Annotated in this window: 24 protein-coding genes; 10 read left to right on the top strand and 14 right to left on the bottom strand. The window is 61.7% G+C overall.

Going from position 1 to position 25,406, the window contains the following annotated elements; genetic code table 11:
- Positions 1 to 4: 4 nt before the first annotated feature.
- The 4 genes from KVO92_RS03640 to KVO92_RS03625 all read right to left on the bottom strand — a co-directional run bounded on the left by KVO92_RS03640 (position 5) and on the right by KVO92_RS03625 (position 4,243).
- A complete protein-coding gene (locus KVO92_RS03640) occupies positions 5 to 454 on the bottom strand; it encodes a 3-phosphoshikimate 1-carboxyvinyltransferase (RefSeq protein ID WP_217474319.1) in 450 nt (149 codons plus the stop codon).
- A gap of 47 nt (positions 455 to 501) precedes the next feature.
- Positions 502 to 1,845: a leucine-rich repeat-containing protein kinase family protein gene (locus KVO92_RS03635; RefSeq protein WP_217474318.1), complete on the bottom strand. Its 1,344-nt coding sequence runs from the start codon at positions 1,843 to 1,845 to the stop codon at positions 502 to 504.
- A gap of 114 nt (positions 1,846 to 1,959) precedes the next feature.
- Positions 1,960 to 3,018 carry an RNA methyltransferase gene (locus KVO92_RS03630; protein WP_217474317.1) on the bottom strand — a complete coding sequence of 353 codons (1,059 nt, stop codon included), beginning with the start codon at positions 3,016 to 3,018 and terminating at the stop codon, positions 1,960 to 1,962.
- A 76-nt stretch (positions 3,019 to 3,094) separates the two neighbouring features.
- The gene (locus KVO92_RS03625; RefSeq protein WP_217474316.1) at positions 3,095 to 4,243 is read right to left on the bottom strand and encodes an MFS transporter; all 1,149 of its coding nucleotides are present in this window, start codon (positions 4,241 to 4,243) and stop codon (positions 3,095 to 3,097) included.
- Between the two features lie 157 nt (positions 4,244 to 4,400).
- Here KVO92_RS03625 and KVO92_RS03620 point away from each other — a divergent pair, with 157 nt between their 5' ends.
- The 3 genes from KVO92_RS03620 (at position 4,401) to KVO92_RS03610 (ending at position 6,276) form a co-directional block, all read left to right on the top strand.
- Positions 4,401 to 4,703, top strand: coding sequence for a DUF1883 domain-containing protein (locus KVO92_RS03620; protein WP_217474315.1), 303 nt, complete (start codon positions 4,401 to 4,403; stop codon positions 4,701 to 4,703).
- 153 nt (positions 4,704 to 4,856) lie between these two features.
- Positions 4,857 to 5,372 carry a MarR family winged helix-turn-helix transcriptional regulator gene (locus tag KVO92_RS03615; protein ID WP_217474314.1) on the top strand — a complete coding sequence of 172 codons (516 nt, stop codon included), beginning with the start codon at positions 4,857 to 4,859 and terminating at the stop codon, positions 5,370 to 5,372.
- Positions 5,365 to 6,276: a DMT family transporter gene (locus KVO92_RS03610; RefSeq protein WP_254621273.1), complete on the top strand. Its 912-nt coding sequence runs from the start codon at positions 5,365 to 5,367 to the stop codon at positions 6,274 to 6,276. The genes KVO92_RS03615 and KVO92_RS03610 overlap by 8 nt, the downstream gene beginning before the upstream one ends.
- Positions 6,277 to 6,375: 99 nt before the next feature.
- On the opposite strand, the gene KVO92_RS03605 is transcribed toward KVO92_RS03610, so the two are convergent.
- Together KVO92_RS03605 and metH are read right to left on the bottom strand one after the other, a co-directional pair.
- On the bottom strand, positions 6,376 to 6,702 hold the full coding sequence (locus KVO92_RS03605; RefSeq protein WP_217474312.1) for a DUF5629 family protein: 327 nt from the start codon (positions 6,700 to 6,702) through the stop codon (positions 6,376 to 6,378).
- Positions 6,703 to 6,724: 22 nt separating this feature from the next.
- Positions 6,725 to 10,417 carry a methionine synthase gene (metH, locus tag KVO92_RS03600; RefSeq protein ID WP_217474311.1) on the bottom strand — a complete coding sequence of 1,231 codons (3,693 nt, stop codon included), beginning with the start codon at positions 10,415 to 10,417 and terminating at the stop codon, positions 6,725 to 6,727.
- A gap of 190 nt (positions 10,418 to 10,607) precedes the next feature.
- Between metH and KVO92_RS03595 the strand changes: the two genes are divergently transcribed.
- From KVO92_RS03595 to KVO92_RS03580, 4 genes are all read left to right on the top strand, one after another.
- Entirely contained in the window at positions 10,608 to 12,878 is a 2,271-nt protein-coding gene (locus KVO92_RS03595; protein ID WP_217474310.1) for a fatty acid cis/trans isomerase, read from the top strand.
- An 84-nt stretch (positions 12,879 to 12,962) separates the two neighbouring features.
- Positions 12,963 to 13,547, top strand: coding sequence for a Fe-S biogenesis protein NfuA (gene nfuA / locus KVO92_RS03590; protein WP_217474309.1), 585 nt, complete (start codon positions 12,963 to 12,965; stop codon positions 13,545 to 13,547).
- Positions 13,548 to 13,683: 136 nt separating this feature from the next.
- A complete protein-coding gene (locus KVO92_RS03585; protein ID WP_217474308.1) occupies positions 13,684 to 14,667 on the top strand; it encodes a response regulator in 984 nt (327 codons plus the stop codon).
- A 3-nt stretch (positions 14,668 to 14,670) separates the two neighbouring features.
- Positions 14,671 to 15,630, top strand: a complete 960-nt coding sequence (locus tag KVO92_RS03580) for a sensor domain-containing diguanylate cyclase (protein WP_217474307.1) — start codon at positions 14,671 to 14,673, stop codon at positions 15,628 to 15,630.
- Here the strand turns inward: KVO92_RS03580 and KVO92_RS03575 are convergent, their stop codons facing one another.
- The 7 genes from KVO92_RS03575 to KVO92_RS03545 all read right to left on the bottom strand — a co-directional run bounded on the left by KVO92_RS03575 (position 15,631) and on the right by KVO92_RS03545 (position 20,840).
- Positions 15,631 to 16,734: a DNA topoisomerase IB gene (locus KVO92_RS03575; RefSeq protein WP_217474306.1), complete on the bottom strand. Its 1,104-nt coding sequence runs from the start codon at positions 16,732 to 16,734 to the stop codon at positions 15,631 to 15,633.
- Positions 16,735 to 16,861: 127 nt separating this feature from the next.
- Positions 16,862 to 17,026 (bottom strand): hypothetical protein, encoded by a 165-nt coding sequence (locus KVO92_RS03570; RefSeq protein ID WP_021208915.1) that lies wholly within the window; start codon positions 17,024 to 17,026, stop codon positions 16,862 to 16,864.
- A gap of 100 nt (positions 17,027 to 17,126) precedes the next feature.
- Positions 17,127 to 17,819 (bottom strand): DUF421 domain-containing protein, encoded by a 693-nt coding sequence (locus KVO92_RS03565; RefSeq protein ID WP_217474305.1) that lies wholly within the window; start codon positions 17,817 to 17,819, stop codon positions 17,127 to 17,129.
- Positions 17,816 to 18,130 (bottom strand): hypothetical protein, encoded by a 315-nt coding sequence (locus KVO92_RS03560; protein ID WP_217474304.1) that lies wholly within the window; start codon positions 18,128 to 18,130, stop codon positions 17,816 to 17,818. The genes KVO92_RS03565 and KVO92_RS03560 overlap by 4 nt, the downstream gene beginning before the upstream one ends.
- A 23-nt stretch (positions 18,131 to 18,153) precedes the next feature.
- Complete coding sequence (locus KVO92_RS03555) at positions 18,154 to 18,435, bottom strand: hypothetical protein (protein ID WP_217474303.1); 282 nt, start codon at positions 18,433 to 18,435, stop codon at positions 18,154 to 18,156.
- Positions 18,436 to 18,568: 133 nt separating this feature from the next.
- Positions 18,569 to 18,838 (bottom strand): hypothetical protein, encoded by a 270-nt coding sequence (locus KVO92_RS03550; protein WP_217474302.1) that lies wholly within the window; start codon positions 18,836 to 18,838, stop codon positions 18,569 to 18,571.
- A 367-nt stretch (positions 18,839 to 19,205) separates the two neighbouring features.
- Entirely contained in the window at positions 19,206 to 20,840 is a 1,635-nt protein-coding gene (locus KVO92_RS03545) for a methyl-accepting chemotaxis protein (RefSeq protein ID WP_217474301.1), read from the bottom strand.
- A 273-nt stretch (positions 20,841 to 21,113) separates the two neighbouring features.
- Between KVO92_RS03545 and KVO92_RS03540 the strand changes: the two genes are divergently transcribed.
- The 3 genes from KVO92_RS03540 (at position 21,114) to KVO92_RS03530 (ending at position 23,713) form a co-directional block, all read left to right on the top strand.
- Positions 21,114 to 21,944, top strand: a complete 831-nt coding sequence (locus KVO92_RS03540) for an undecaprenyl-diphosphate phosphatase (protein ID WP_217474300.1) — start codon at positions 21,114 to 21,116, stop codon at positions 21,942 to 21,944.
- Between the two features lie 30 nt (positions 21,945 to 21,974).
- Positions 21,975 to 22,949, top strand: coding sequence for an alpha/beta fold hydrolase (locus KVO92_RS03535; RefSeq protein WP_217474299.1), 975 nt, complete (start codon positions 21,975 to 21,977; stop codon positions 22,947 to 22,949).
- A 65-nt stretch (positions 22,950 to 23,014) separates the two neighbouring features.
- Positions 23,015 to 23,713, top strand: coding sequence for a DUF1294 domain-containing protein (locus KVO92_RS03530; RefSeq protein WP_217474296.1), 699 nt, complete (start codon positions 23,015 to 23,017; stop codon positions 23,711 to 23,713).
- Positions 23,714 to 23,785: 72 nt separating this feature from the next.
- Here KVO92_RS03530 and KVO92_RS03525 read toward each other — a convergent pair whose 3' ends face one another.
- Positions 23,786 to 25,372 carry an ABC-F family ATPase gene (locus KVO92_RS03525; RefSeq protein WP_217474295.1) on the bottom strand — a complete coding sequence of 529 codons (1,587 nt, stop codon included), beginning with the start codon at positions 25,370 to 25,372 and terminating at the stop codon, positions 23,786 to 23,788.
- Positions 25,373 to 25,406 lie beyond the last annotated feature (34 nt).

The raw sequence follows: 25,406 nt of genomic DNA, 5'->3' as shown, positions 1-25,406 counted from the left end.
TGCCTCAGCGGCTGCCTTTGAACCAGTCCCACAGGCCCAGCGAGTAGTTCGGCAGCAGGTTGATCCCGAGCGCCGACTTGATCAAATAGAGCACGACCAGGCCGACGAGCATCGAGAAAAACAGGAACAGGGTGATCACGCCCGCTTTTGCGGCCAGTGACAGGTTGCGTTGCGCGCGCGACAGGTTGCGTTTGTTGCGCCCGCCAACCAGTACGAAATAGTACTGGTTGCTCCACAGGCTGAACGTGCCGCGCCAGTCGATCTTGTGGCGGCCCCAGGAGCGAGTGGCAAAGGCGCTGCGCAATCCTTCCAGTTGTTGGTCGGTAAAGCTTTCACGCAGGTGTTCGGGCAGGCGTTGCTTGAGCCCGACGATGAACGGGTCATGCGCCAGCGCAGCGTTGGCGGCTGGCGGTTGGGGCTGTGTATCGTTATGGCGTGGTTCGGAATGGGACATGCGTCAGGAAGCCGTCAGAGCTGAAGGAGTCGACGCCTTGCATGCAACTAATCGGCCGTATCCGTCCGCTCGGCGCAAATTGTCTCGAGCGCGCGGGTGATCTGAGTAAAGTCCGGCCGTTCATCCGCCGCTTCGCAAAGGCACTGGCGCTTGAGCTCGGCGAGGCGCCGCAGCGCTGGGTCGTCATCCACCGTGGCACAGTGCGCCAGCAGCTCTTCCAGCAGGCATCCGTACGCGCGTGCCTCGAGCCGCTGCAAGGCAGGTGCTTGCGCGCTGTGTGAATCAAAGAACGACGCGGCGCCGAAATCGCTGAGCAAGGTCTGGCCGCACGGATCGACCAGTAGGTTATGTGCGTAAAGGTCGCCGTGCAGGATGCCTCGTGCGTGCAGGTGGGCCACCACCGCAGCGACGTTGGTGGCGATGCGAAGTACCTGTGCGGCGCTGAGTCGGCAATCTGCCGGATAGCAGTCACGCGTACAGCTGGACAGCGATGGCGGCCCGGCGAGTGTTCGAAAGGACGGATCTATCAGTGCCATCAGCAGCCCAGGAAGGGCTCCGGCCTGCTCGGCCAGTGGTCCGGCTACGGGGATCAGATTGGTGTGTGGGCCGGCTGCGATGCTGGCAGCCATCTCGCTATGGGGCAGTCCATCGCTGGTGAGGTTGCCCTTGAACAGCTTGGCTGCCATGGCCTGCCCGGCGCGTCCCGGGCGCTGCCAATCGGCACGATGGATGATCCCGGAGGCCCCTTGGCCCAGCACGTTTTCGAACGACACCTGCGTGCGGTCGATCGGCGGTAGAGGATGCTGGGCCAGAATCTCGCTTTCCATCCTGTCGCTGAAGGGGTTGCCGGCAAATGCGAGCCAGCTCAGTCGGGGCATGCGCAGCAACCAGGCGGGAAGGGCGCCAAGCTGGTTGGCGGCGATTCGCAGCAATTCCAGGCGCTGGCAGTCGGCAAGCGACTCAGGCAGTTCGCGCAGCCGGTTGCCCGCCAACATCAGCTTCTGCAGACGGTGGCAGCGGCCAATCTCGACAGGCAACGCGTCGAGCTGGTTGTCGGTAAGGATGAGCCAGCGCAGCAGTGGGGGAAGTGCGTCGCCCGGCAAGGTGCGGATGCGGTTTGCTTTGAAACCGACCATCTCCAACCGGGCGCAGCGGCCAATCACCGCGGGCACCGTAGTGAACGCATTATCGGAGCAGAACAGGATGCGCAGCCTGTGCAGGCGTGGCAGGTCGTCCGGCAGGCTGCTCAGCCTGTTGCCAGACAGGTTGAGCACTTCCAGGCTGTCGGCCAGGTCGAAAATTTCCCGTGGGAAGGTCTCGAGTCCTTCGGCCAGGTCGAGACGGGTGATGCCATTCAGCTCACCGCGCTTGAGTTGTTCCAGTGTATGCATGCTGTTCTCGGTGCCCACAGCGGGGCAGGGTTGCGCAATCGCCGCGTCTGTAGCGGCCCCGTTGGAGGCCAGGTTCGGCTCAGTCGCGCTAGGACAACGGCATGCGCCAGTTGTTCAGCGCAACGGCTCTGGGCCGGATGTTTCCGGTGGCTGGCGGCGGTCTCGCACGTGGCGTTCGGCGCGCGCACGCAGTTGTCCGCAACCGCCATCGATGTCCTGTCCGGCCGAATTGCGCACTTTGGTCAGCACGCCGTTTTCGTGCAGATAGCGCATGATCTGGCGAATCCGCTCGGCCGCGGGGCGTTGGAATTCATCGTCGTCCAGGCTGTTGTACGGGATCACGTTCATGATTGCGAACTTGCCGCGCAACAGTCGGATGATGCCGTCCATCTCGTCCTGGCTGTCGTTGATGCCCTGGAGCAACGTCCATTGGTACTGGATCGGATAGTCCACCAGCCGGGCGTAGCGCTCGCCGAGTTCAACCAGTTCGGCGGGGTCGAACACGGGCGCCCGTGGGAGCAGCGCGCGACGCAGCGCCGCATCGGTGCTGTGCAGCGACAATGCCAGGGCCGGCCGCACCCGCTGCTGTGGCAGGCGCTCGAATACGCGTGCGTCGCCGACGGTCGAGAACACCAGGTTCTTGTGGCCGATGCCGCCATCGGTGCCGAGCAGGTCGATCGCTTCGAGAACGTTGTCGAGATTGTGCGCTGGCTCGCCCATGCCCATGAAGACGACTTTCTTCACCGGGCGAAAACGCCGCGCCAGTGCAACCTGGGCCACGATTTCGGCACTGCCGAGCTGGCGCAGCAAGCCGCTCTTGCCGGTCATGCAGAAGACGCAGCCCACCGCACAACCCACCTGGCTTGACACGCAAAGCCCATCGCGAGGCAAGAGCACGCTCTCGACCATCTGCCCGTCGGCCAGCTCCACCAGCAGGCGGGCAGAGCCATCTGCCCCCGGATGTTCAGAGCGGAGCCGGACCAGTCCATCCAGGGCAGCGCTGACCGCCGGCAGGCCGTTGCGCACCGACAAGGGCAGGAAGTCCTCGGTCTTCTGGTGGCGAGTGCCGGCATCCAGGGCCTGGCCCTTGAGCCAGGCACGGGTTACCCGGCCGACATGAATGGGCTTGGCGCCGATCTCGGTGAGCTGTCGATGAATGTCTTGAATACGCATAGGGCGCGCATTCTAGCCAAAGGGCACGGGCCGGTCTGTAGTGAGGCGTAGATTGCCAGGCTCAGCCCGACGGCATTCATTCCGTGAAGCGGCGACCGCCCAGGGCGAGCGCGAACAGCAGCATCGCGAGCAGGCCGAAAGCGAGCGTTAGCGAACCATAGTGAGCGATCACGCCGATCACAGCTGGGCCGGCAAGCACACCAGCAAAGCCGATGGTGGTCGCCGCGGTGATCGCTTGGTGCACCGGCATGCTCTGCTGGCGGCTCAGCGACGAGATCAGCACTGGCGAGACATTGGCGCAGCCCAGGCCACACAAGCCATAGCCGAGCAGGGCGAGCGCCCAGTGTTCGGTGGCAATGCTCAAGACGATTCCGGCGCCGGCCAACAGACCACCAAAGCCGATCACCCTGGCGGTGCCCAGGCTGTTCACAACCGGCGAGCCGGCGAAACGGCCGAGGGTAACCATCAGGGCGAAGCTTGCATAACCGAGCCCGCCCTTGGCGGTTTCCAGCGCCTTGTGTTCAGTCAGATAAAGTGCGCTCCAGTCCAGTACCGCGCCTTCGGCCAGATACACGACGAAACACAGGGCGCCGACCAGCAGCACGGGTCCAGTCGGGCGAATGAAGGCGACGCCGCCCGCGGGTGCCCTGTCTCGCAGAAAGCCAGGTGCAACGGCGAGGTTCGCCAGCGCGATGAGCGCGATCATCAACAAGGTGCCGGTTGCCGGGGCGAGACCCAGCGTCAGCGCGCCGGTGAGCGTCAGAGAACCACAGATCGAGCCCAGGCTGAACATCCCGTGGAAATTCGACATGTGTCGCTTGCCGGTGTCGCGCTCGATCAATACGCCCTGGATGTTGAGCACCACGTCAATAACGCCGAGGCTGCCACCGAAGCAGAACAGGGCGGCCGCCAGTATCCAGATCGATTCAGTGAACGCCATGCCGATGAGTGCAAGCAGCAGCAGCGCCACGCTGGTCAGGATAACGGGGCGAATACCGCGGCGGGTCACCAGAAGTCCTGACAGCGGCATCCAGGTCAGCGAGCCGATGCCGATGCACAGCAACAGCGTGCCGAACAGGGCATCGCTCATCTCGATACGCTCACGTACGTAGGGCACCAATGGCGCCCATACCGACAAACCGAACCCGGCCATGAAGAATCCGACGCGGGTGGCGCGCCGGGCAACGGGCGATGCGGCATTAACGATGGGAGACGCCGCGGACATGCGCAGAAATCCTTGAACTATGGGATATGAGAGGGCTCGGAGCGAGAGCACCTGGGTGAGCAGCATTGTGTCAAATATCGTTGGGCTCGGCGCACCCGGCCAAGCGTTGGAGCATGGTAACCTTCGCCTTTGCCAGACAGTGGTTCCGGAGCGGTACATGAAGTTCATTCACCAGCGCGAGCACCTCAACGAAGACGATTTCGTGATCATCGAGTGTTCGCAGCCTTGCAATATTCGTCTCATGAACGACAAGAATTTCCGCAGTTTCAAGAATGGTGGCCGGCATACATATCACGGCGGCGCCTTCGACAAGTTCCCAGCGAAGATCAAGGTGCCCAACACCGGCTTCTGGAACATCACCATCGACACGGTGACGCGCAAGGCCATCAGTGTGACGCGCAAGCCGACGCTCACCCACTCGATCAAGATCGTCCGTAATTCGCCGTCCGAGCTGAGATAACGATTCCCTCCGATGCGCAGCCTCGGCTGCCATCCGGCCGCTTGCTCCGTCAAACGTCACTCGTCGCCCACCTTGCCGCCCGCAAGGTAATCGCTTGCCATCGTCTCTTCGTTCAATTAGCTTCACGTAAAGATTCTTTTTGTGGAGCTATTTATGCAAAAGCCCAAGGGCGGCGATCACGTCGACGGCGTGATCGCTCAATGGCAACGCGTTCGGCCTGAGGGCGACGCATCGCCAATGGCGATCTTTACGCGCGTGTATCGGCTGTCCAAATACCTTAATCGCCGCGTCGCCGATGTTTTTCGCAAGCACGGTCTGCATGACGGTGAGTTCGATCTGCTCGCAACGCTCTATCGCAGCGGCCAACCGCAAGGGCTTACCCCGAATGCGTTGCGCCACGCCGCCGTGCTCAGCTCGGGCGCCATGACCAATCGGCTCGATCGCCTCGAGACGGCCGGTCTGATTCAGCGCGTTCCCAATCCGGACGATCGACGCAGCCTGTTGATATGCCTTACCGATGAAGGGCAAAGGGTATTGCTCGGCTGCCTCGATGAGTACCTGGCAACTCTGCACAGCCTGCAGGCGCCGCTCGATGAGGCGCAAAGACAGGCCTTGGCGAATGGCTTGCGGACACTGCTGCACAGCCTCGAGGAGCAAGGCAATGACTGAGACCACGCGTGGCACCGCACGTGCGCACCTGGGCATGCTGCTCTGGGCGCTGTTCGTGGGCCTGTCGTTCCCCGCGGTGGGACTTCTGAGCGAAGGCTTGCCACCGCTGTTACTGACCGCCATGCGCTTCAGTATCGCCGCGCTGGCCTTGTTGCCGTTGCTGTTACGCCAGGACGAGCGTTGGCCAGGCCTGCCGGGACTGCTCCTGTATGCGCTGATGGGCCTGAGCCTGGCGGGTTTCTTCGGCACCATGTTCTGGGCCGCGCACCGTGTCAGTGCCCTGTCGATGGCCACGCTGTTCGTCAGTGTCCCGCTGCTGGCTTATTGCATCGGGCGCGGCCTGGGCGTCGAACAGCCGGCTGGGCGACTGCTGGCGATTCTGGCGTTGGGTGCGTTGGGTGCGCTGGGGCTGGCGGTGGCTGAAAGCAATGGAAACCTCGCGCAACTGAAGTTCGGCTTTGGTGAGCTGGCATTCTTTTTCGGCTGTATCGCCTCGGCGATGTATCCGGTGCTGAGCAAATGGGGGCTGCAGCGTGGCGTATTGGCACCACAAGCCGGCTTGCGCACCTTTTGGAGCCTGCTGATGGGCGCCATGCTGATCGGCGCGCTCGGGCTCGCCTGGGAACAGCCGACGGCTCTGGCGCGGATGAACCTGCAAGATGTCGCACTGGTGGTCTACTTGGGTGTGTTTTCCAGCGGCATGACCTTCTTCCTGCAGCAACGAGCCACGGCGGTCCTGACCCCAGGGGCGGTGACCGCCTACAGTTATCTGGTCCCATTCGTATCGATGCTGCTGCTGTTCATCGGCCAGCCACAACGGATCGGCTGGCATTGGCTGCCGGGTAGTCTCCTGGTGCTGCTGGCCATCGCACTGTTGCTACGCCAGGGCGCGCATGACCGCTGAGTAACAGTCATATTCCGGTTTTCACAGGCTGTCGGGCGTCGCGACGGCAACCACAGCCGAGCAGGCCGGGGCGGGCCCTTCTACGATCGTCGAGAGCGGTCAGTCCGGTTCGGCCACCGCCAGCGCGCCCAGGCACTGCAACCGGTGCTTGCCATCGTCCAACAGCCAGGCGTCCTCGGCAGGGAGGTAGTCGGCCTCCATCACCTGGTTGTAGCTGAATGCCCAGCGGCGACGCTCGCGGCCGTCGATGCATTCGATGGACAGCACGACCTCGTCACTGGCGAACGGCTGTTGAGTCTCGGCGGCGGTGTCCGCCTCGTCGAGCAGCGCTTCGTTGAGCGAGAACTGCCAGGCATGAAGGCCGTCAATGCTCAGCATGTCCGCAGTTTCGAGCTGGTCGAGCAGATAGGGCGCGTCGGTCGACATGGTGCGTTGTCCTCCGTTGGCGTCAGGCGTCGTAACCCAGGTTGGGCATCAGCCAACGCTCGGTAACGGCAAGGTCCTGCCCCTTGCGCTTGCTGTAGCTCTCGGCCTGATCCTTGTCGATCTTGCCAACCGCGAAGTACTGCGCCTTGGGATGGGCGAAGTACCAGCCGCTGACGGCCGCGGTGGGCAGCATGGCGAAGTGTTCGGTCAGGGTCACCTGGCTGGCGCCATCGGCATCGAGCAACCTGAACAGCGTGGCCTTCTCGGTATGGTCGGGGCAGGCCGGGTAGCCCGGGGCGGGGCGGATGCCCTTGTACTGCTCCTTGATCAGCTCTTCATTGCTGAGCTGTTCTTCCGGGTCGTAGCCCCACCATTGCTTACGGACCTGCTGGTGCAGCCACTCGGCACAGGCTTCGGCCAGGCGATCGGCCAGGGCCTTGACCATGATCGAGTTGTAGTCGTCGCCCGCGTCCTGATAAGCCTTGGCTACCTCTTCGGCGCCGATGCCTGCAGTGGTGATGAACCCGCCGACATAATCAGTCACGCCGCTGCTTTTCGGTGCGACGAAGTCGGCCAGCGAGAAATTCGGTTTGCCGTCGGTCTTCACCGTCTGTTGCCGCAGGTGGTGCAGTGTGGCGAGGGCTTCGCCGTTCTCGCCGTACACCTGAATATCGTCCTCATCGACCTGGTTGGCCGGCCAGAAGCCAAACACGGCGCGGGCCTTGATCAGCTTTTCATCGACCAGCTTGTTCAGCATCGCCTGGGCATCATTGAACAGCGCCGTAGCGGCTTCGCCGACCACCTCGTCTTCGAGGATGCGCGGATACTTGCCGGCGAGGTCCCAGGCAATGAAGAAGGGCGTCCAGTCGATGTAATCGACCAGGGTGCGCAGGTCGATATCTTCCAGCACCTTGCGACCGGTGAAGGTCGGCTTGACCGGTGAATACTCGGCCCAGTCGAACTTGGGTTTGACGGCGATGGCTTCGGGGTAGGTCAAACGCTCGGTCCGGGCGCTGCGGTTGGCGGTGCGCTCGCGGATCATCGCGTACTCTTCGCGGGTTTTCTGCGTGAACGCCGGCTTCAGCTCTTTCGACAGCAGCGTGGTGGCCACGCCGACAGCACGCGAGGCGTCGGTCACATAGACCACCGCATCGTTCTTGTAATGCGGATCGATCTTCACCGCGGTATGCGCCTTGGACGTGGTCGCGCCGCCGATCATCAGCGGCAGGTGGAAGTCCTGACGTTGCATCTCGCGCGCGACGTGGACCATCTCATCGAGCGATGGGGTAATCAGGCCGGACAAGCCGATGATGTCGCACTTCTCGTCGCGGGCCGTCTGCAGGATCTTCTCGGCAGGGACCATGACGCCCATGTCCACCACGTCATAACCGTTACAGCCGAGCACCACGCCGACGATGTTCTTGCCGATGTCATGGACATCGCCCTTGACCGTCGCCATGAGGATCTTGCCCTTGGCTTCCGGCTTGTCGCCTTTCTCGGCTTCGATGAAGGGGATCAGGTGCGCGACGGCCTGCTTCATGACGCGGGCCGACTTGACCACCTGCGGCAGGAACATCTTGCCCGAGCCGAACAGGTCGCCGACCACGTTCATGCCGGCCATCAGTGGCCCTTCGATGACTTCGATAGGGCGTGCGCACTGCAGGCGGAACTCCTCGGTGTCCTGCACGATGTGAGTGGTGATGCCCTTGACCAGCGCATGCTCCAGCCGCTTCTCGACGGTGTAGCTACGCCATTCTTCGGTCTCCGCTTCCTTGACGCTGCCGTCGCCCTTGTATTCGTCAGCGATCGCCAGCAGCGCCTCGGTGCCGTTTGGCGTGCGGTTGAGCACCACATCCTCGACCGCATCGCGCAGCGTCGTCGGGATCTCGTCGTAGATCTCCAGCTGACCGGCGTTGACGATGCCCATCGTCAGGCCGTTCTGGATGGCGTAGTAGAGGAAGACCGAATGGATCGCCTCGCGCACCGGGTTGTTGCCACGGAACGAGAACGACACGTTCGATACGCCGCCCGAGGTCAGGGCGTAGGGGAGGTTGTCGCGGATGTAGGCGCAGGCTTCGATGAAGTCCACGGCGTAGTTGTTGTGTTCTTCGATGCCGGTGGCGATGGCGAAGATGTTCGGGTCGAAGATGATGTCTTCCGGCGGGAAGCCCACTTCATCGACCAGGATGTCGTAGGAGCGCTGACAGATCTCGCGCTTGCGCTCGGCGGTATCGGCCTGGCCGGCTTCGTCGAACGCCATGACCACCACGGCGGCGCCGTAGCGCTTGCACAGGCGTGCATGATGCTTGAAGGCCTCGACGCCTTCCTTCATGGAGATCGAATTGACGATGCCCTTGCCCTGGATGCACTTGAGGCCTGCCTCGATCACCTCCCACTTTGACGAGTCGATCATGATCGGCACGCGGGAAATGTCAGGCTCACCGGCGATCAGATTGAGGAAGGTCACCATGGCCTTCTTCGAATCCAGCATGCCCTCGTCCATGTTGATGTCGATAACCTGCGCGCCGGCCTCGACCTGCTGCAGGGCGACTTCCAGGGCTTCGGTGTAGTTTTCCTCGCGGATCAGGCGGGCGAACTTGGCGGAACCGGTGATGTTGGTGCGCTCGCCGACGTTGACGAACAGCGAGCTGCGATCGATGGTGAACGGCTCGAGGCCGGACAGGCGGCAGGCCTTGGGAATGTCGGGAATGACGCGCGGTGCGTACTTCGCGACGGCCTTGGCGATGGCCTCGATATGCGCAGGCGTCGTACCGCAGCAGCCGCCGACAATGTTGAGAAAGCCACTGGCGGCGAATTCTTCGACGACGCGGGCCATCTCAGCCGGGCTTTCATCGTACTCACCGAAGGCGTTCGGCAGGCCAGCGTTGGGATGCGCCGAGACATGGGTTTCGGCCTTGTTCGACAACTCTTCCAGGTAGGGGCGCAGCTCTTTTGCCCCCAGTGCGCAGTTCAGGCCGACCGAGATCGGTTTGGCATGGCGCACGGAGTTCCAGAAGGCCTCGGTGGTTTGTCCGGACAGGGTCCGGCCCGACGCATCGGTAATGGTCCCGGAGATCATGATCGGCAATTCGAAGCCGACTTCGTCGAACACCTGTTGCACGGCAAAGATTGCCGCCTTCGCGTTGAGCGTGTCGAAGATGGTCTCGATCAGAATCAGGTCCGAGCCGCCTTCGATCAGACCGCGCGTGGCTTCGGTGTAGTTCTCCACCAGCTCGTCGAAGGTTACGTTGCGGTAGCCGGGATTGTTCACGTCCGGCGACAAGGAGCAGGTCCGGCTGGTCGGGCCGAGCACCCCGGCGACGAAGCGTGGGCGGTCCGGCGTTTCAGCGGTCTTGGCATCGGCTGCCTGGCGGGCGAGGCGGGCGCCTTCGACGTTCAGCTCGTAGACCAGCTCTTCCATGCCGTAATCGGCTTGGGATACACGTGTGGCATTGAAGGTGTTGGTCTCGACGATGTCGGCGCCGGCGTCGAAGTAGGCCTTTTCGATCGCGCTGATGGCGTCCGGCCGGGTGAGGATCAGCAAATCATTGTTGCCTTTGAGATCCTGCGGCCAGTCGGCGAAGCGCTCGCCGCGATAATCGGACTCGTCCAGTTTGTAGCTCTGGATCATCGTGCCCATGCCGCCGTCGAGAATCAGGATGCGCTCCTTGAGGGCCTGCTGGAGTGCCTGGAGACGGGCGTTGCGGTCGAACATGGGGACTACCTGGAGCTGGTTGCGAGGACCGACAATCATACCAAAGCTGCACGCATTTTGATCGCCGCCGGCTTTTCATGAGATCTGTTCATGTTGGGCGACCGATACTCGGCGGGTATCAAATGATCGGGTTCGCTCTACGTCGGCAGCTTGGCTACTATGCCGGGCTCATTTTCCAGGAAGCGGGACCATGGCCTGTCGTGCATTGCTTGCAGCGCTGTTGTTCGCGCTGGTTGGTCCCGGTTGGGCGCAATCGCTCAGCTACCAGGACGATATCCAGCCGATCTTCACAGCCAAATGCGTCGCCTGCCATGCCTGCTACGACTCACCGTGCCAGCTCAATCTGGGTAGTGGTGAGGGGGCGGAGCGGGGTGCCAGCACGCTGCCGGTCTACGACGGCACCCGAACCAGGGCGCAGGAGCCCACTCGGCTCTATTTCGATGCGCATGCCGAGGCCGATTGGCGTCGTCGCGGATTCTATTCGGTAGTCGAACCGCGAGCGGGCCAGGCAGCGCTGATGGCACGCATGCTGGAGCTGGGGCGTAGCCAACCGTTACCGCCCAATGCCAAGCTGCCGGCAGAGCTGGACATCGGCATCGGCCGGGATAACAGCTGCCCGCTGCCCGATGAGTTTTCCGCTTATGCCAGCAATCACCCCGGCATGCCCTTTGCCGTCAGCGGCTTGACCGATACCGAATACAACACGCTGCAACGCTGGCTGGCGCAGGGCGCGCCAGTGGAAGAGCGCCCCTACGTGCCATCGCCCAGCGAGGCCGAGCAGATCGTGCGGTGGGAGGGCATGCTCAATGCGCAGGGGAACCGCCAGGCGTTGGTCAGCCGTTGGCTGTATGAGCACTTGTTCATCGCGCATCTCTACTTCGACGCCGGCAAGACGGGCCATTTCTTCCAACTGGTACGGTCGCGTACCCCCAGTGGTCAACCGGTCGATGTCATCGCCACCCGTTCTCCGAATCAGGACCCAGGGACCGTGTTCTTCTACCGCCTGACGCCTATCAAGGGCGTCATCGTGCACAAGACGCACATCACCTATGCGTTGAGTCCCGCAAAGCTGGCGCGGGTTCGCCAGCTGTTGCTCGACGGAGACTGGACGCTCGACAAACTGCCTGGATATGGCGTTCAGCATCGCGCCAATCCGTTCGAGACATTCCAGGCGATCCCGGCCGAGGCTCGCTACCGCTTCATGCTGGACAATGCGGAATACTTCGTGCGCACCTTCATTCGCGGGCCGGTGTGCCGCGGACAGATTGCCACGGACGTCATTCGCGACAACTTCTGGGTGCTGTTCCAGGATCCGGGGCACGACCGCTACGTGACCGACGCCCGTTATCGCCAGCGTGCGACGCCGTTGCTGGCGATGCCCGGGCAGGCCGACGATATCGGTGAGTTGCTCGGGTTTTGGCACCGTTACCAGAGCAAACGCAACCAATACGAGAAACTGCGCGTCGACGCCTACGCGCAGAGCCCGGCGCAGTGGCAGGACATCTGGAGTGGCAACGACAATGCACTGCTGACGGTCTTTCGTCAGCACGACAGTGCGTCGGTCCGCAAAGGGCTTATCGGCGAAGTGCCGCAAACGCTCTGGTGGATGGATTACCCATTGCTCGAGCGAACCTATTACCAATTGGTGGTGAATTTCGACGTATTCGGCAACGTCTCGCATCAAGGCCAGACCCGCCTGTACTTCGACTTGATTCGCAATGGCGCGGAGCTCAACTTCCTTCGTTTGCTACCAGCCGGCACGCGGCAAGCGATACTCGATGATTGGTATGAGAACAGCGGCAAGCTCAAGCTTTGGCTGGCCTACACGGATATAGACAACCAGACGCCATCTGCGCTGGACCTGGGTGCGTCCAAGCCCAAGGAGCGCTTCGTGGCAGCGCTCCTGCAGCGCCACGCGGCGATCGATGCTGCCGCCGACCCGATCAACCGGTGTGTCTCCGGCCACTGCTACCGCAGCGAGGTGCCGGCGCCGTTACAGGCTGCCGAGCAAGCGCTGAGCCGACTACCCAATCGCATCGCCGCAGGCCTGCCCGTTATCGATCAGTTGCCCGAGGCGACGCTGCTGCGCGTCGAGTTCGATTACGGGCGACGGGAGCTGTACAGCCTTCTGCGAAACCGTGCACACAGCAACGTGGCGTTCATGTTTGGCGAGGAACATCGCTACCAGCCTCGGCTCGATACCCTGACGGTCTACCCGGGGATTCTGAGCAGCTACCCCAACTTCCTGTTCAATCTTCAGGCGTCGCAGGTCCCGGCGTTTGTCGCGGCGCTGGAGCAGGCCAAGGACTCACAAGCGTTCGAGCGCATCGTCGATCGTTGGGGGATTCGGCGCAGCCATCCCGCGTTCTGGCAGTACTTCAACGATCTGGCTCGGTATCTCCAGGAAACCGATCCCGTCGAGGCAGGGGTGCTGGACATGAATCGCTACCAGAACCTCTGAAGTCCGCAATTCCTACTAAAACGCTAGGACTTTATCCATGAGATTCCTTGGCGTACACTTTGAGCATATCTGAGAGGAGTTCCCATGAGCGCCATTACCATTACTGAAGCTGCACATGATTACCTGGCCGATCTGCTCGACAAGCAGAATACGACGGGCATCGGCATTCGGGTCTTCATCACTCAGCCCGGAACCCCCTACGCCGAGACCTGTATTGCCTACTGCAAGCCTGGCGAGGAAAAGCCCGACGACGTACCCGTTGCACTCAAACGCTTCACCGCCTGGATCGATTCGGTCAGCGAGCCCTTCCTTGAAGATGCGTTGGTCGACTATGCAACCGACCGCATGGGTGGCCAGCTGACCATCAAAGCGCCCAACGCCAAGGTGCCGATGGTCAACGAGGACAGCCCGCTGAACGAGCGCATCAACTACTACCTGCAAACCGAAATCAACCCTGGGCTTGCCAGCCACGGTGGCCAGGTAACCTTGATCGACGTGGTCGATGAAGGCATCGCGGTGCTGCAATTCGGCGGTGGCTGCCAAGGTTGCGGGCAGGCCGACGTGACGCTCAAGGAAGGCATCGAGAAGACCTTGCTGGAGCGGATCCCGGAGCTCAAAGGCGTGCGTGACGTGACCGATCACACCAACCGGGACAATGCCTACTATTGATTCAACGCGATTGATGGGCTGTTTCAGCCATCGTTAGGGGCAAAGTGCCACTATTTTCCAGCGCCCCATCACGGCGCCCGTTTGCTGAGATAAGCTGCTCGGGTTTCCGAGGCCTGACTAAGTGAGCGAGCGCCGCATGTCTGCCGTATCCGTTTTGATCTGTGATGATTCGAATCTGGCGCGCAAGCAGTTGCTGCGCGCGCTTCCGGCTACCTGGCCGCTGGACATCTGTCAGGCGTCGAGCGGCGCCGAAGCGCTCGAACGGATTCGTAAAGGTGGCATCGACGTGTTGCTGCTCGACCTGACGATGCCTGAGCTGGACGGCTATCAGGTGTTGGCCGCGCTGCGCGACGAGCGCCTGGACTGCAAGGTCATCGTCGTCTCGGCGGACATTCAGGAGGAGGCCGTTCGACGGGTGCTGGACCTCGGCGCCCTGGCGTTCATTCGCAAACCAGCCGATCCGGCGCATTTGCAGCAGACCCTGGCCGGTGCTGGCCTGGTGGGCGACGGGTTACCCACGCTTGGCGACAGAAAGGCCGGTCCTGTGGCCTTTCGCGATGCGTTTCGTGAGGTGGTGAACGTGGCGATGGGCCGTGCCGCAGCCCTGCTCGCAAGGGTGCTCGGGGTGTTCGTGCAACTGCCCATACCCAACGTGAACATCCTGGAAGTCGGCGAGCTGCACATGGCGCTCGCCGATGCGGCTCAGGGCGACAAGCTGACCGCGGTCTGCCAGGGTTACATCGGCGGCGGAATCGCCGGCGAGGCACTGCTCATCTTCCACGATTCAGAGGTGGCCGACATGGCGCGTCTGATGCGCGCCGACGATTATCTGGAGCTGGAAATGCTGCTCGACCTGTCGAGCCTGCTGATCAGCGCCTGTCTCAGCGGTATCGCCGATCAGATCGATGTGGTGTTTTCCCAGGGGCACCCGCAGGTCCTTGGCCAGCACGCCTCGATCGACGAGCTGATCCGGCTCAACAGCCAGCGTTGGAAAAATACCCTCGCGGTGGAGATCAGCTACAGCCTGGAGGGCCATGATGTTCACTTCGACCTGCTGTTGTTGTTCACCGAGGATTCGGTTGAGCTGCTGACTCGCAAACTTGCCCACCTGATGAGCTGAGCCATGTCCGATCCTGTCAATCTGAGCGAGCTTCATGGGTTGCTGACCATCGTCCAGAGCATCGACGTCGGTGTCGTGGTGCTGGATCGCCAGTACCGCATCGAGGTCTGGAACACATTCATGGAAAACCGCTCGGGTCATCTACCCGAGGACGTGCGGGGCAAGTCGTTCTTCGAGTTGTTTCCCGAGGTGGACGAGTCGTGGTTCCGGCGCAAGGTGGAGAACGTGGCGACGCTCGGCACTCCGTCGTTCACCATCTGGGAGCAGCGGCCCTATCTGCTGCGGTTCAAGAACTACCAGCCGATCACCGGGCTGGAAGATTTCATGTATCAGAACACCACGCTGATGCCGTTGAAGGGGCTAACCGGTCGCATCGAGCAGATTTGCCTCATCATCTATGACGTGACCGATGTGGCCACCAACCGCCGCCAGCTGCAGGCGGCCAATCGTGAGCTGCAACGGCTGTCCAGCACTGACCGTCTGACCGGCCTGTTCAATCGTGGCCACTGGGAAGAGATGCTCCGTCAGGAGTACGCCAGGCACCGGCGCTACGACCGTAATGCCGCTCTGGTGATGTTCGACATCGACCACTTCAAGAATGTCAACGACACCTATGGCCATCAGGCGGGTGACGCGGTGATACAGCAGACCGCCGAGCTTGTTCGCCAGTGCATGCGGGACGCCGATATCGCGGGACGCTACGGTGGCGAAGAGTTCGTGGTCCTGCTGCCTGATACCGATTGCGAGGGCGCGCTGACCTTCGCCGAACGGTTTCGTCAGGCCATTGAAGAGCACGAAGTCGTCTACGAGAATCACCACATCCGCTTTACCGTCAGCCTCGGGATCGCCGATCTCAGCCAGCCCACCAGTGGCTATGCCCAGCTGATCGAACGCGCAGACGGCGCGCTGTACAGCTCGAAGGCGGGCGGTCGCAATCAGGTTTCGGTCTACCGCCAAGGGTGATCAGGTGGCCTGCCGCGCGGTCAGGAAGTTCAGCAGCGTAACCTCTTCGCTGCTGAGCCATTTGCGTTTCCTTGCCCTGGGCAAGCGCGCCAGTTCTCCGCAGGCGAAGGCGTCCAGTACGTCCGGGTGGATGTAGCACTGGCGGCATACGGCAGGCGTATTGCCTAACTGGCGGGACACCTCTTTGACCGTCTCGACCAGATGGCGTCGAGCGCTCGCTTCGGGTTGCCATTCGCGTTTGCGCAAGGATTCCAGTGCCAACGCGCTGCCCGCCCAGGTGCGGTAATCCTTGGCGGTGAAATCCCCACCGGTCATTTGCTGAATGAACTGATTGACGTCGCTGGAGCTGACCGGATGGCGTGCTCCTGCTTCGTCCAGATACTGGAACAGATGCTGTCCAGGCAGCTCCATGCAGCGCCGTAGGATACGAGCCAGGCGTTGATTCCGCAGCGTGACCTGGTGCTCGACACCGCTTTTGCCGCGAAACTGAAAGCGAATCGCGGCGCCACGCACGGCGACATGGCGTGTTCGTAGCGTGGTCAGGCCATAGGAGCGGTTTTCACGCGCATAGCGCGAGTTGCCGACGCGAATCAGGGTGGATTCAAGCAACTGTACGACCAGCGCCATGACCTTTTCCCGAGGCATTCCACGCAGGGCGAGTTGCTCCTCCAGACGTGCGCGCAAGCGTGGCAAGGCGGCGCCGAACGCCAGGATGCGCTCGTACTTGTTGCTGTCGCGGATCTCTCGCCAGCGCGGGTGGTAACGGTACTGCTTGCGGCCGCGCGCGTCCCGCCCGGTGGCTTGCATATGGCCGCAAGGGTCAGGGCAGATCCAGACGTCGGTGTAGGCCGGGGGTATGACCAGCTTGTTGATGCGCGAGATCTCCGCCGCGTCCCGGATGCGCTTTCCGGATGGTAGAAAGTAGACGAATTTACCGTTCTCGATGCGGCGCGTAATGCCCGGGCTGCGGTCATCGACGTAATGCAGATCGTCTGGAAGCGGCGGACAGAGCGCCGTGCCCGTGTCGGGTCCCTCGTCCGCCGGGACCGGGCGAAGTCCCTCGGCCAACGGTAGCGGAGCTGCACCGTCTTGATCGACTAACATGCCAAACTCCTCGTGGCGCCAGGTCCGAATTTCATTCGATGGCCAGCAGCGCGGTCAGCGCACGATTGCGCTGCCGGCGCTGCCTCGTCACGCACAGCGGCATGCTGGCGTGGGCATTCGGTAGCCGTCAGTCCTCGCTTTCCTGACTGTTGCGCATCAACAGCCGTATCGCGGCGACCAGCTCATCGATCGCCTCCCGGTAGATGGCCGGATCGGCCTTCGTCTCGGCGCTGTCCGCCAGCTTGCGTGCAGTTTCCAGATGATCATTGATCGAGGAATAGTCGCCTATCATGTGAACGCTCCTGGGTTGCGGTAGGTAAGGGCCAGCGCTGAAACGCAGTACCCGTCCCTACAAGTGACCGGCGCAGGCGAAGGGGGTTCGCGACCTTGGGTCAGTGCGTGCGTGGGTGGGTCAGTGCCAGGGTCCACCGCTCGTTCTTGCAGCGAGGGCATGTGGCCGCTTGTTGCGTCTCGATGAGCTGTGGATAGCCACAGCGCGTACAAGCGTAAAGCCCGCTGGAGGGGATTTGGCAGTAGCTCGGCCTATAGGGTTCGGGCAGCACCGGAAGTCCCGGGCGCACCGACCCGGTGTCGTACAAGAACAGGCTGACATTACCGTCGGTCTCGAGAATGCCCAGACGGATTTGCCCCAGATGTTCGACGCCTCGTTGCCGCAACTCCATGAAAAACTCGTCTGACGAGATGTTCAGCCGCTGCAGGCTGTGCAGCTCGTACAGGCCGTCCTTGATGATCGTCACCGGCACGCCTTCCATCCAGCGGGAAAACCGCTCGCTTTTCGTCATCAGCCACACCGTGAGCCGGTAAAGCAGTAGCAATGTCGCGAAAACGGTGGCGATCGGGATCAGTGGTACGTCTTCGTAGAACGAGACGTCTCCGGCGGCTGAGCCGAGCGTGAGAATCACGACGAGCTCGAACAAGGACAGTTGCCGAATCCCCCGGCGCCCGCTGATCTTCAGGAACAGGAACACCGCGACATAGGCGAACAGCGCCCGCAGTCCGACTTCGACGATGAACAGGGGAGGAAACTTGTCCAGCAGCATTCGCTGCCAATCCAGAGGCGTCATTCGATCTCCAGCAGCTGCGTCTGATCAGGTGTCGAGGCCTGGCTGTTTGGGCGTGACCAGGCGCTGAGCGTCAGACCGTCCTTGCTGAGCTGCATCCGTGCCCCTTCGAGCAGGCCGGCAAGGTGGGTGGGGTCACTGTATTGACTGCGAGCGATGTGGAGAATCGACAGGCGCTCTTGGCCGGCCTCGTCGACCACTCGAAGCGAGAAGCTGGCGTCGTCCTGGTCCGCTCTGGTGGTTGCTTGGCAGGGCAGAAAGGCCATCTCCCTGATGCGCATGGCTTCATCGAGTGCAAAACGTTGCGCGTTCATGCTCTTTGCTCGGTACGGGTCGATCAGCCAGCCGCTGCCACGTCGAACATCAGCTTGATGCCGTCGCCGCTGCCGTCCCCAACCACCGAACCCTCCACGGGCCTGGCTGTTACCCGGCGGTCGCCATAAAACTCGCACAGCCGCTGCTGCGCTACGTCGCGGATATGAACGATCAGGCCAGTGGACTGGGCGTCACGAGGCACGATGAATTTCAGCGTGATGCAATGGCCTTCAGGACCCTTCGGCAGGTCGGCCAGACCGCTGCTGTGCCACTGATCGTTGACGTAGGCTTGCGCACCTTTCATGACTTGCTCCTCTTGTTGCACATAGGGTTGTGACCGTGAAACAAGCGAATGGGTCAGTCAGAGCTATGGCCGGACATGAGGGCAAAAAAAAGCCCGGCGCTTTCGCTGCCGGGCTCTTGTGGAAGACGAGCGGTTACTCGGGCATATGCCAAGGGGCGAGGTGAGCGCCCTGGCGGCTCAGATCGGCCCGCGCCTGTTCCAGGGTTTCGCCGAGTTTGACCGGGTCGGAGTAAACGCTGCTGGACAATTTGCAATGGCCGACAGGGCGGGACTCGCTGCTATCAACGACTGTAATGCTGAGATCGCCGTTGCCTTCCAGCAGCGTCCAAGCGACGCACTGGAACGGCTTGAAAGCACGGTCAGTGATAAGAAGGGCGTCGTTGAAACGAAGCGGGCTGTTCATCGGGCATGTCTCTCTGTGTGATAACCAAAATTCGGATTGAGCCTGCCGCCAGGCTGCCGGCGTTGGCCTTACATATCCATTGATGTACACAGAGGACTGATAAGTCACACGGATGTTTCGTAATTGGTCAATTTTTTTGCAATTAGCCGAAAGTATTACGACAGTTACCGGGTCAGTGGCGCTACTTAATCCGGGCGAAAGCCGCGTCGTAGAGCGTTTCGTGGCTGTTGCGGGTGCAAATGGCCCAGGCCGGTACGCTTTCCGGGGCCACTTGGGATGTGGCGAAAAGCCGCAACCGCAGACCCAAGCGGAAAGGCCCGACTCCATTCGGAGCCGGGCCTTTTTGTATACACGATTGCCTTGTGTCTTAGACCTTGAACTGCCTGAGCAAACGATTCAACTGGTCGGCCAGTTCACCGAGTTGACGTCCGGCATCACTCGATTGCTCGGCAGCCATCGTGCTCTGTTGGGCGAGACCGGCGGCCTGGGTGACGTTCTGGTTGATGTCCTCGACGACGTGGGTCTGCTGCAGTGTGGCGCTGGCAATCGAGGCGTTGAGCCCGGACAGGTTGCGCAGTGCCTGGGCGATCTGGCCCAGACTTTCCCCGGCCTGGCTTGCCTGTTCGACCGTGGCCTGGGAGGCCTGGCTACTGCGGGTGATCACGCTGACGGCGTCGCCGGAGTTCTTCTGCAGGCGCTCGATCATCGTATGGATTTCGGCGGTGGACGTCTGGGTTCGCTGCGCCAGCAGGCGCACTTCATCGGCGACGACGGCAAAGCCACGGCCTTGTTCGCCAGCTCGCGCCGCCTCGATCGCCGCGTTCAGGGCGAGGAGGTTGGTCTGATCGGCGATCGACCCGATGACTTCCAGCACCGAGCCGATTTGCGTGGTCTCGCCAGCGAGCGATTGGATGACACCAACCGCCTCGTCGATAGTGGCCGACAGCTGGCCGATCTGTTGCAGGCTCGCCTCGATGTTGCGTTGGCCCTGTCCCGCCTGCTTTTCCGCATCGACTACTTCATTCGATGCATGCTCGGCGTTCTTGGCTACTTCTTGAACGGCGTAGGTCACTTCGTTAACCGCCGTCGCCACCAGCTCCATCTGTTGCGATTGCTGTTGGCTGTGCTGGTGAGCCTCGCCGGCCAGGCCACCGAGCGCTTGGGACGACTGGGCCAGCGAGCTGGACGTTTCGAACAGCTGGGCGATGACTGTACGTAACGTCCCGGTGAAGGTATTGAAGTCGCGGCTCAGGGTCGTCAGTTCGTCGTTACCTGACACGTCGAGCGTTCGCGTGAGATCGGCTTCGCCACTGGCGATATTGGCCATGGCCTGCATCGAATGGCGCAACGGTTGAGTAATGCTGCGAATCAGAATGGCAACGAGCACCGCCATCAGCGTGGCAATCGCCAACCCGATGAGGGAGAACCGCATCACGTAATGCTGGAACTCCGCTTCTACGTCGTCGACGTAGATACCGGAGCCGATAATCCAGCCCCAGGGTTTGAACAGCGAGACATAGGAGATCTTCGGGACCGGGTCCTCGGCACCGGGTTTGGCCCACTGGTAATCGACGAGGCCGGCGCCTTGCGTGCGGGCGATCTTGACCATCTCGTTGAACAGCTCTTTGCCGTTGGGGTCCTTCACCGCCGACAGATTCTTGCCCTCGAGTTCTGGCTTCATCGGGTGCATGAGCATCACCGGCGTCATGTCGTTGATCCAGAAGTAATCATTCTGGCCGTAGCGCAGCAGGCGAATCTGGTCCATTGCGGCCTTTTGCGCCTCGGCGGTAGTCAGCGCGCCGCTTGCTTCGCGCTGCTGGTAATAGTCGAGAATGCCGTTGGCCGTCTCGACGATGTTCTGAGTCATGACCTGCTTGCTCTTGTACAGATCGGTCCGTACCTGCTGGATCATCAACAAGCCAAGGATGAACAGCATCGCGATGGCGACTAGCGGTATGAGCCAAAGGCGCTTGCTGATCGGGAAGTTTCTTAGCAGATTCATTGGCTTGTTAGCTCCTGTTAAGGCGGAATCTTCTTTATTATTCGAATTCGGTTGGAGCGCGACGATACGGTCTGCCAGAGGTTGGCTGCGGCGGGATCGTCGTTACGCCCATTGCTTAGCGTGTCGGCACGAGTCCGCAAAAGATGAGGCACCACCGCATCGGTTCAGTGAATTTACTTTGCACAATCGAGTCAGAACAGCGCTCAGATGGCTATCTGACATATACCTTCGTTGAACATCAGCTGCGGTGAACGCACCGCCATTGGGGACTAGATGGATCTTTGGATTGCCTTTCAGGCGTTGCTTCTCGGTGTGGTAGAGGGCATTACCGAGTTCTTGCCGATTTCCAGTACCGGACACCAGATCATCGTGGCGGACCTGATCGGGTTCGGCGGCGAGCGGGCGCTGGCCTTCAATATCATCATTCAGCTTGGGGCGATTCTTGCGGTGGTGTGGGAGTACCGGCGCAAAATCATCGATGTCGTGGTGGGGTTGCCAACTAGCAAACAAGCACAGAAGTTCACCGGCAATCTGTTGGTCGCGTTCTTTCCCGCGGTGATTCTGGGCGTCACTTTTGCCGACCTGATCCATGAATACCTGTTCAACCCCATCACGGTCGCGACCGCGCTGGTGATCGGTGGTGTGGTCATGCTCTGGGCTGAGAAGCGCCAGCATCGCATTCAGGCCGAGACGGTCGACGATATGCACTGGAGCCACGCGTTGAAGGTCGGCTGCGCGCAATGCCTGGCATTGATTCCCGGCACTTCGCGGTCGGGTGCGACCATTATTGGCGGCTTGTTGTTCGGTCTGTCGCGCAAGGCCGCGACCGAGTTTTCCTTTTTCCTGGCGATGCCGACCATGGTCGGCGCGGCGGTCTATTCGGGCTACAAGTATCGGGATCTATTCCAGCCAGCTGATTTGCCGGTGTTCGCGATCGGTTTCGTTACTTCGTTCATCTTCGCCATGTTGGCGGTGCGGGCCTTGCTGAAATTTATTGGCAACCATAGCTACGCTGCATTTGCCTGGTACCGGATCGTCTTCGGCATCATCATCCTGGCTACCTGGCAGTTCAGCCTGATCGATTGGAGCACGGCGGCGGGCTGACCTGCCGAAGCAGACAGCCGAGGAGGCTCCGTGCACCCGATCGAACATCAACTGTTAGCGGTCAACGGCATTACCCTGAGCCTTTACAGCGCCGGCCCGATAAGCGGGTCAGTGGTCTGGCTGCTGCACGGGTTTCCCGAGTGCTGGTATTCCTGGCGCCACCAGATCGAGGCGTTGGCGCAAGCTGGGTATCGAGTGATGATTCCCGAGATGCGGGGTTACGGCCAAAGTAGCGCGCCGGACGATGTCGCCGCCTATGACCTGATTACCCTCTGCGGCGATATCCAGGCTGCGATGGACGAGCTCGGCCAGTGCTCGGTAGCCGTGGTGGGGCACGACTGGGGCGCGCCCGTCGCCTGGCATCTGGCGCTGCTCGAGCCGCAGCGCGTCAGGGCGGTAGCAGCCATGGCCGTTCCCTACGGAGGGCGCCCCAAACGACCTGCCATCGAGCTCATTCGTAGCCACTTCGCCGATCGCTTCAATTACATCCTCTATTTCCAGCAACCGGGCGTCGCCGAGGCGGAGCTGGATCAGGATGTCGCGCGCACCTTACGGATGATGATGCACAACACATCGGCCGCCGTCCCCAAAGACTTCTTTCTGCAGGACAAGCCGGCCGGCAGCTCGCTTTACGAGGGCATGGAGGATCCCGGTGGGCCACCGGACTGGTGCGGCCCGGATGCTTTCGAGATCTATATCCGGACGTTCGAAGGCCGCGGTTTTCGCGGGGCGCTGAACTGGTATCGCAACTTCGAACGCAACTGGACGCGTACCGCACCCTTGGCCGAGCGCAGGGTCGAGCAACCGGCGCTCTTTCTGCTGGGGGACAGGGATCCGGTCGGCACGCTCGAAGCGCATACTCTCCAGAAGATGCCCGCCTGGGTTCCTGACCTCGAGCGGCATCTGATTGCCAACTGCGGCCATTGGCTCCAGGGCGAGCAACCGGAGGCGGTCAGCGGACACCTGCTGCATTTCCTCAAGCGCCGCTACGAGCCGCTTGATTGAGCGGTGCGCCTCGTCGCAGGCGGCGTTAGCCATTAGAATCGCCGGCTTTGCCGGGACCCGCCGTCATGGAACTACGTGGTCAGCTGAAAAGCTGGAACGATCAGAAAGGCTTCGGCTTCATCCGGCCGGAACTGGGCGGTGACGACGTCTTCGCGCATATCTCGGCGATGCGCGGAGCACGCCGACCCATGCTGGGTGACCAGGTGATGTATCTCTGCGAGGTCGATAAGGAGGGGCGCGTGCGGGCTACGCACATCCGCCTGGCTGCGGGGTTGTCACTCGACGATCCGGCGATCCGGCGCAAGCCCAAGGCCCAAGCAACCGCGCGCAAACCCGCACTCGCGCCCAAGGCTGCCAAGCGCAACCGGCCGCAGTCGGGCATGCGACCGCGGCGGCTCACCGGAAAGGCTTTGGGGTTCGTCCTGCTTTGCCTGCTGCCTGCGGCGGGGCTTACGCGCCTGGCCGAGCAGGGGAGCCACTGGCCGCTGCTCGCTTACTTGCTGGCGAGCGTCCTGGCCTTCGGCGCCTATCTGCACGACAAGCGCCGCGCACTAGGTAATGGCTGGCGTATTCCGGAGGCGAACCTGCATCTGATCGAGCTGCTCGGCGGCTGGCCCGGCGCCTTGATCGCTCAGCAGGTATTGCGGCACAAGACGCGCAAGCTGCCGTTTCAGTTTGTGTTCTGGTTGATCGTCATGACGCATCAGGCGGTCTGGCTGGACTACCTGTACCTTCAACGCCTGCGGCAGCTGCTGCAAGGGTGAATCGCACGAAAGCGGGGTATCGCAGAGACACAAACGCCCCGAGCGAGCGGGGCGTTGGTGAAGTCTGCGGGCTCAGATCACGCCGAGGCTGCGCAGGTAATCGTCGTAGGTGCCGCTGAAGTCGGTGACGCCCGAATCGGACAGCTCGATGATGCGGGTCGCCAGCGAGCCGACGAACTCGCGGTCATGGCTGACGAAGATCAGCGTGCCCGGATAGTTTTCCAGCGCCAGGTTCAGCGCCTCGATCGATTCCATGTCCAGGTGGTTGGTGGGTTCGTCCATGACCAGCACGTTGGGCTTTTTCAGAATCAGTTTGCCGAACAACATGCGGCCTTGCTCACCACCGGAAATCACGCGGACCGATTTCAGGATTTCGTCGTTGGAGAACAGCATGCGGCCAAGTGTGCCGCGCACGAGTTGCTCGCCGCCCTGGGTCCACTGACTCATCCAGTCGAACAGGGTGACGTCGTCCTCGAAGTCGTCGGCATGGTCCTGGGCGTAGTAGCCGAGCTCGGCGCTCTCGGTCCATTTCACCGAGCCGGCGTCGGGCTGCATCTCGCCAACCAGTGTGCGAAGCAAGGTGGTTTTACCGATGCCGTTGGGGCCGATGATGGCGACGCGCTCGCCAGCCTCAATCGTAAAGCTGAAGTTCTTGAACAGCGTCTTGCCGTCGAAGCCCTTGGCAACGTTCTCCACGGTGACCGCCTGGCGATGCAGCTTCTTGGTCTGCTCGAAGCGGATGAACGGGCTGACGCGGCTGGACGGCTTGACCTCGGCCAGCTGGATCTTGTCGATCTGCTTGGCGCGCGAGGTTGCCTGCTTGGCCTTCGAGGCGTTGGCCGAGAAACGGCTGACGAAGGTCTGCAGTTCGGCAATCTGCGCCTTTTTCTTCGCGTTGTCGGCCAGCAGCTGCTCGCGGGACTGGGTCGCCGCGGTCATGTATTCGTCGTAGTTGCCGGGGAACAGGCGCAGCTCGCCATAGTCCAGATCCGCCATGTGCGTGCACACGCTGTTCAGGAAGTGCCGGTCGTGGGAGATGATGATCATGGTGCTGTTGCGCGCCGTGAGGATGTTTTCCAGCCAGCGGATAGTGTTGATATCCAGGTGGTTGGTCGGCTCGTCGAGCAGTAGCACTTCCGGATCGGAGAACAGCGCCTGTGCCAACAGCACGCGCAGCTTCCAGCCCGGCGCCACCTCGCTCATCGGCCCGAAGTGCTGCTCCAGCGGAATGCCCAGGCCGAGCAGCAGCTCGCCGGCACGGGACTCTGCGGTGTAGCCATCCATCTCGGCGAACTCGGTTTCCAGCTCCGCCACGGCCATGCCATCTTCTTCGCTCATTTCCGGCAGCGAGTAGATGCGCTCGCGCTCGGCCTTGACCTTCCACAGCTCTTCATGACCCATGATCACCGTGTCGATGACGTTGAAGTCTTCGTAGGCGAACTGATCCTGGCGCAGCTTACCCAGGCGCACGTTGGGCTCGAGCATGACCTGACCGGCCGACGGCTCCAGATCGCCGCCGAGGATTTTCATGAAGGTCGACTTGCCACAACCGTTCGCGCCGATCAGGCCGTAGCGATTGCCGTTGCCGAATTTCACGGAAACGTTTTCGAACAGCGGCTTGGCGCCGAACTGCATGGTGATGTTAGCGGTGGAGATCAAAGCCAGTATTCTCGCGGGTTACAGAGTGTTAGGT

It is taken from the genome of Stutzerimonas stutzeri (genome assembly GCF_019090095.1).
Classification (GTDB): Bacteria; Pseudomonadota; Gammaproteobacteria; order Pseudomonadales; family Pseudomonadaceae; genus Stutzerimonas; species Stutzerimonas stutzeri_AN.
Note: the sequence above shows the minus strand (reverse complement) of the source record. Positions and strands in the feature narration are given on the sequence as shown.

Coding starts and splice junctions, on each gene's coding strand:
- KVO92_RS03575 (WP_217474306.1), bottom strand. CDS start 16,734: ATGTTAGTCGATCAAGACGGTGCAGCTCCGCTACCGTTGGCCGAGGGA.
- KVO92_RS03605 (WP_217474312.1), bottom strand. CDS start 6,702: ATGTCGACCGACGCGCCCTATCTGCTCGACCAGCTCGAAACTGCGGAC.
- nfuA (WP_217474309.1), top strand. CDS start 12,963: ATGAGCGCCATTACCATTACTGAAGCTGCACATGATTACCTGGCCGAT.
- KVO92_RS03630 (WP_217474317.1), bottom strand. CDS start 3,018: ATGCGTATTCAAGACATTCATCGACAGCTCACCGAGATCGGCGCCAAG.
- KVO92_RS03555 (WP_217474303.1), bottom strand. CDS start 18,435: ATGAAAGGTGCGCAAGCCTACGTCAACGATCAGTGGCACAGCAGCGGT.
- KVO92_RS03540 (WP_217474300.1), top strand. CDS start 21,114: ATGGATCTTTGGATTGCCTTTCAGGCGTTGCTTCTCGGTGTGGTAGAG.
- KVO92_RS03560 (WP_217474304.1), bottom strand. CDS start 18,130: ATGAACGCGCAACGTTTTGCACTCGATGAAGCCATGCGCATCAGGGAG.
- KVO92_RS03625 (WP_217474316.1), bottom strand. CDS start 4,243: ATGTCCGCGGCGTCTCCCATCGTTAATGCCGCATCGCCCGTTGCCCGG.
- KVO92_RS03615 (WP_217474314.1), top strand. CDS start 4,857: ATGCAAAAGCCCAAGGGCGGCGATCACGTCGACGGCGTGATCGCTCAA.
- KVO92_RS03635 (WP_217474318.1), bottom strand. CDS start 1,845: ATGCATACACTGGAACAACTCAAGCGCGGTGAGCTGAATGGCATCACC.
- KVO92_RS03580 (WP_217474307.1), top strand. CDS start 14,671: ATGTCCGATCCTGTCAATCTGAGCGAGCTTCATGGGTTGCTGACCATC.
- KVO92_RS03640 (WP_217474319.1), bottom strand. CDS start 454: ATGTCCCATTCCGAACCACGCCATAACGATACACAGCCCCAACCGCCA.
- metH (WP_217474311.1), bottom strand. CDS start 10,417: ATGTTCGACCGCAACGCCCGTCTCCAGGCACTCCAGCAGGCCCTCAAG.
- KVO92_RS03545 (WP_217474301.1), bottom strand. CDS start 20,840: ATGAATCTGCTAAGAAACTTCCCGATCAGCAAGCGCCTTTGGCTCATA.
- KVO92_RS03620 (WP_217474315.1), top strand. CDS start 4,401: ATGAAGTTCATTCACCAGCGCGAGCACCTCAACGAAGACGATTTCGTG.
- KVO92_RS03530 (WP_217474296.1), top strand. CDS start 23,015: ATGGAACTACGTGGTCAGCTGAAAAGCTGGAACGATCAGAAAGGCTTC.
- KVO92_RS03570 (WP_021208915.1), bottom strand. CDS start 17,026: ATGATAGGCGACTATTCCTCGATCAATGATCATCTGGAAACTGCACGC.
- KVO92_RS03550 (WP_217474302.1), bottom strand. CDS start 18,838: ATGAACAGCCCGCTTCGTTTCAACGACGCCCTTCTTATCACTGACCGT.
- KVO92_RS03585 (WP_217474308.1), top strand. CDS start 13,684: ATGTCTGCCGTATCCGTTTTGATCTGTGATGATTCGAATCTGGCGCGC.
- KVO92_RS03565 (WP_217474305.1), bottom strand. CDS start 17,819: ATGACGCCTCTGGATTGGCAGCGAATGCTGCTGGACAAGTTTCCTCCC.
- KVO92_RS03610 (WP_254621273.1), top strand. CDS start 5,365: ATGACTGAGACCACGCGTGGCACCGCACGTGCGCACCTGGGCATGCTG.
- KVO92_RS03595 (WP_217474310.1), top strand. CDS start 10,608: ATGGCCTGTCGTGCATTGCTTGCAGCGCTGTTGTTCGCGCTGGTTGGT.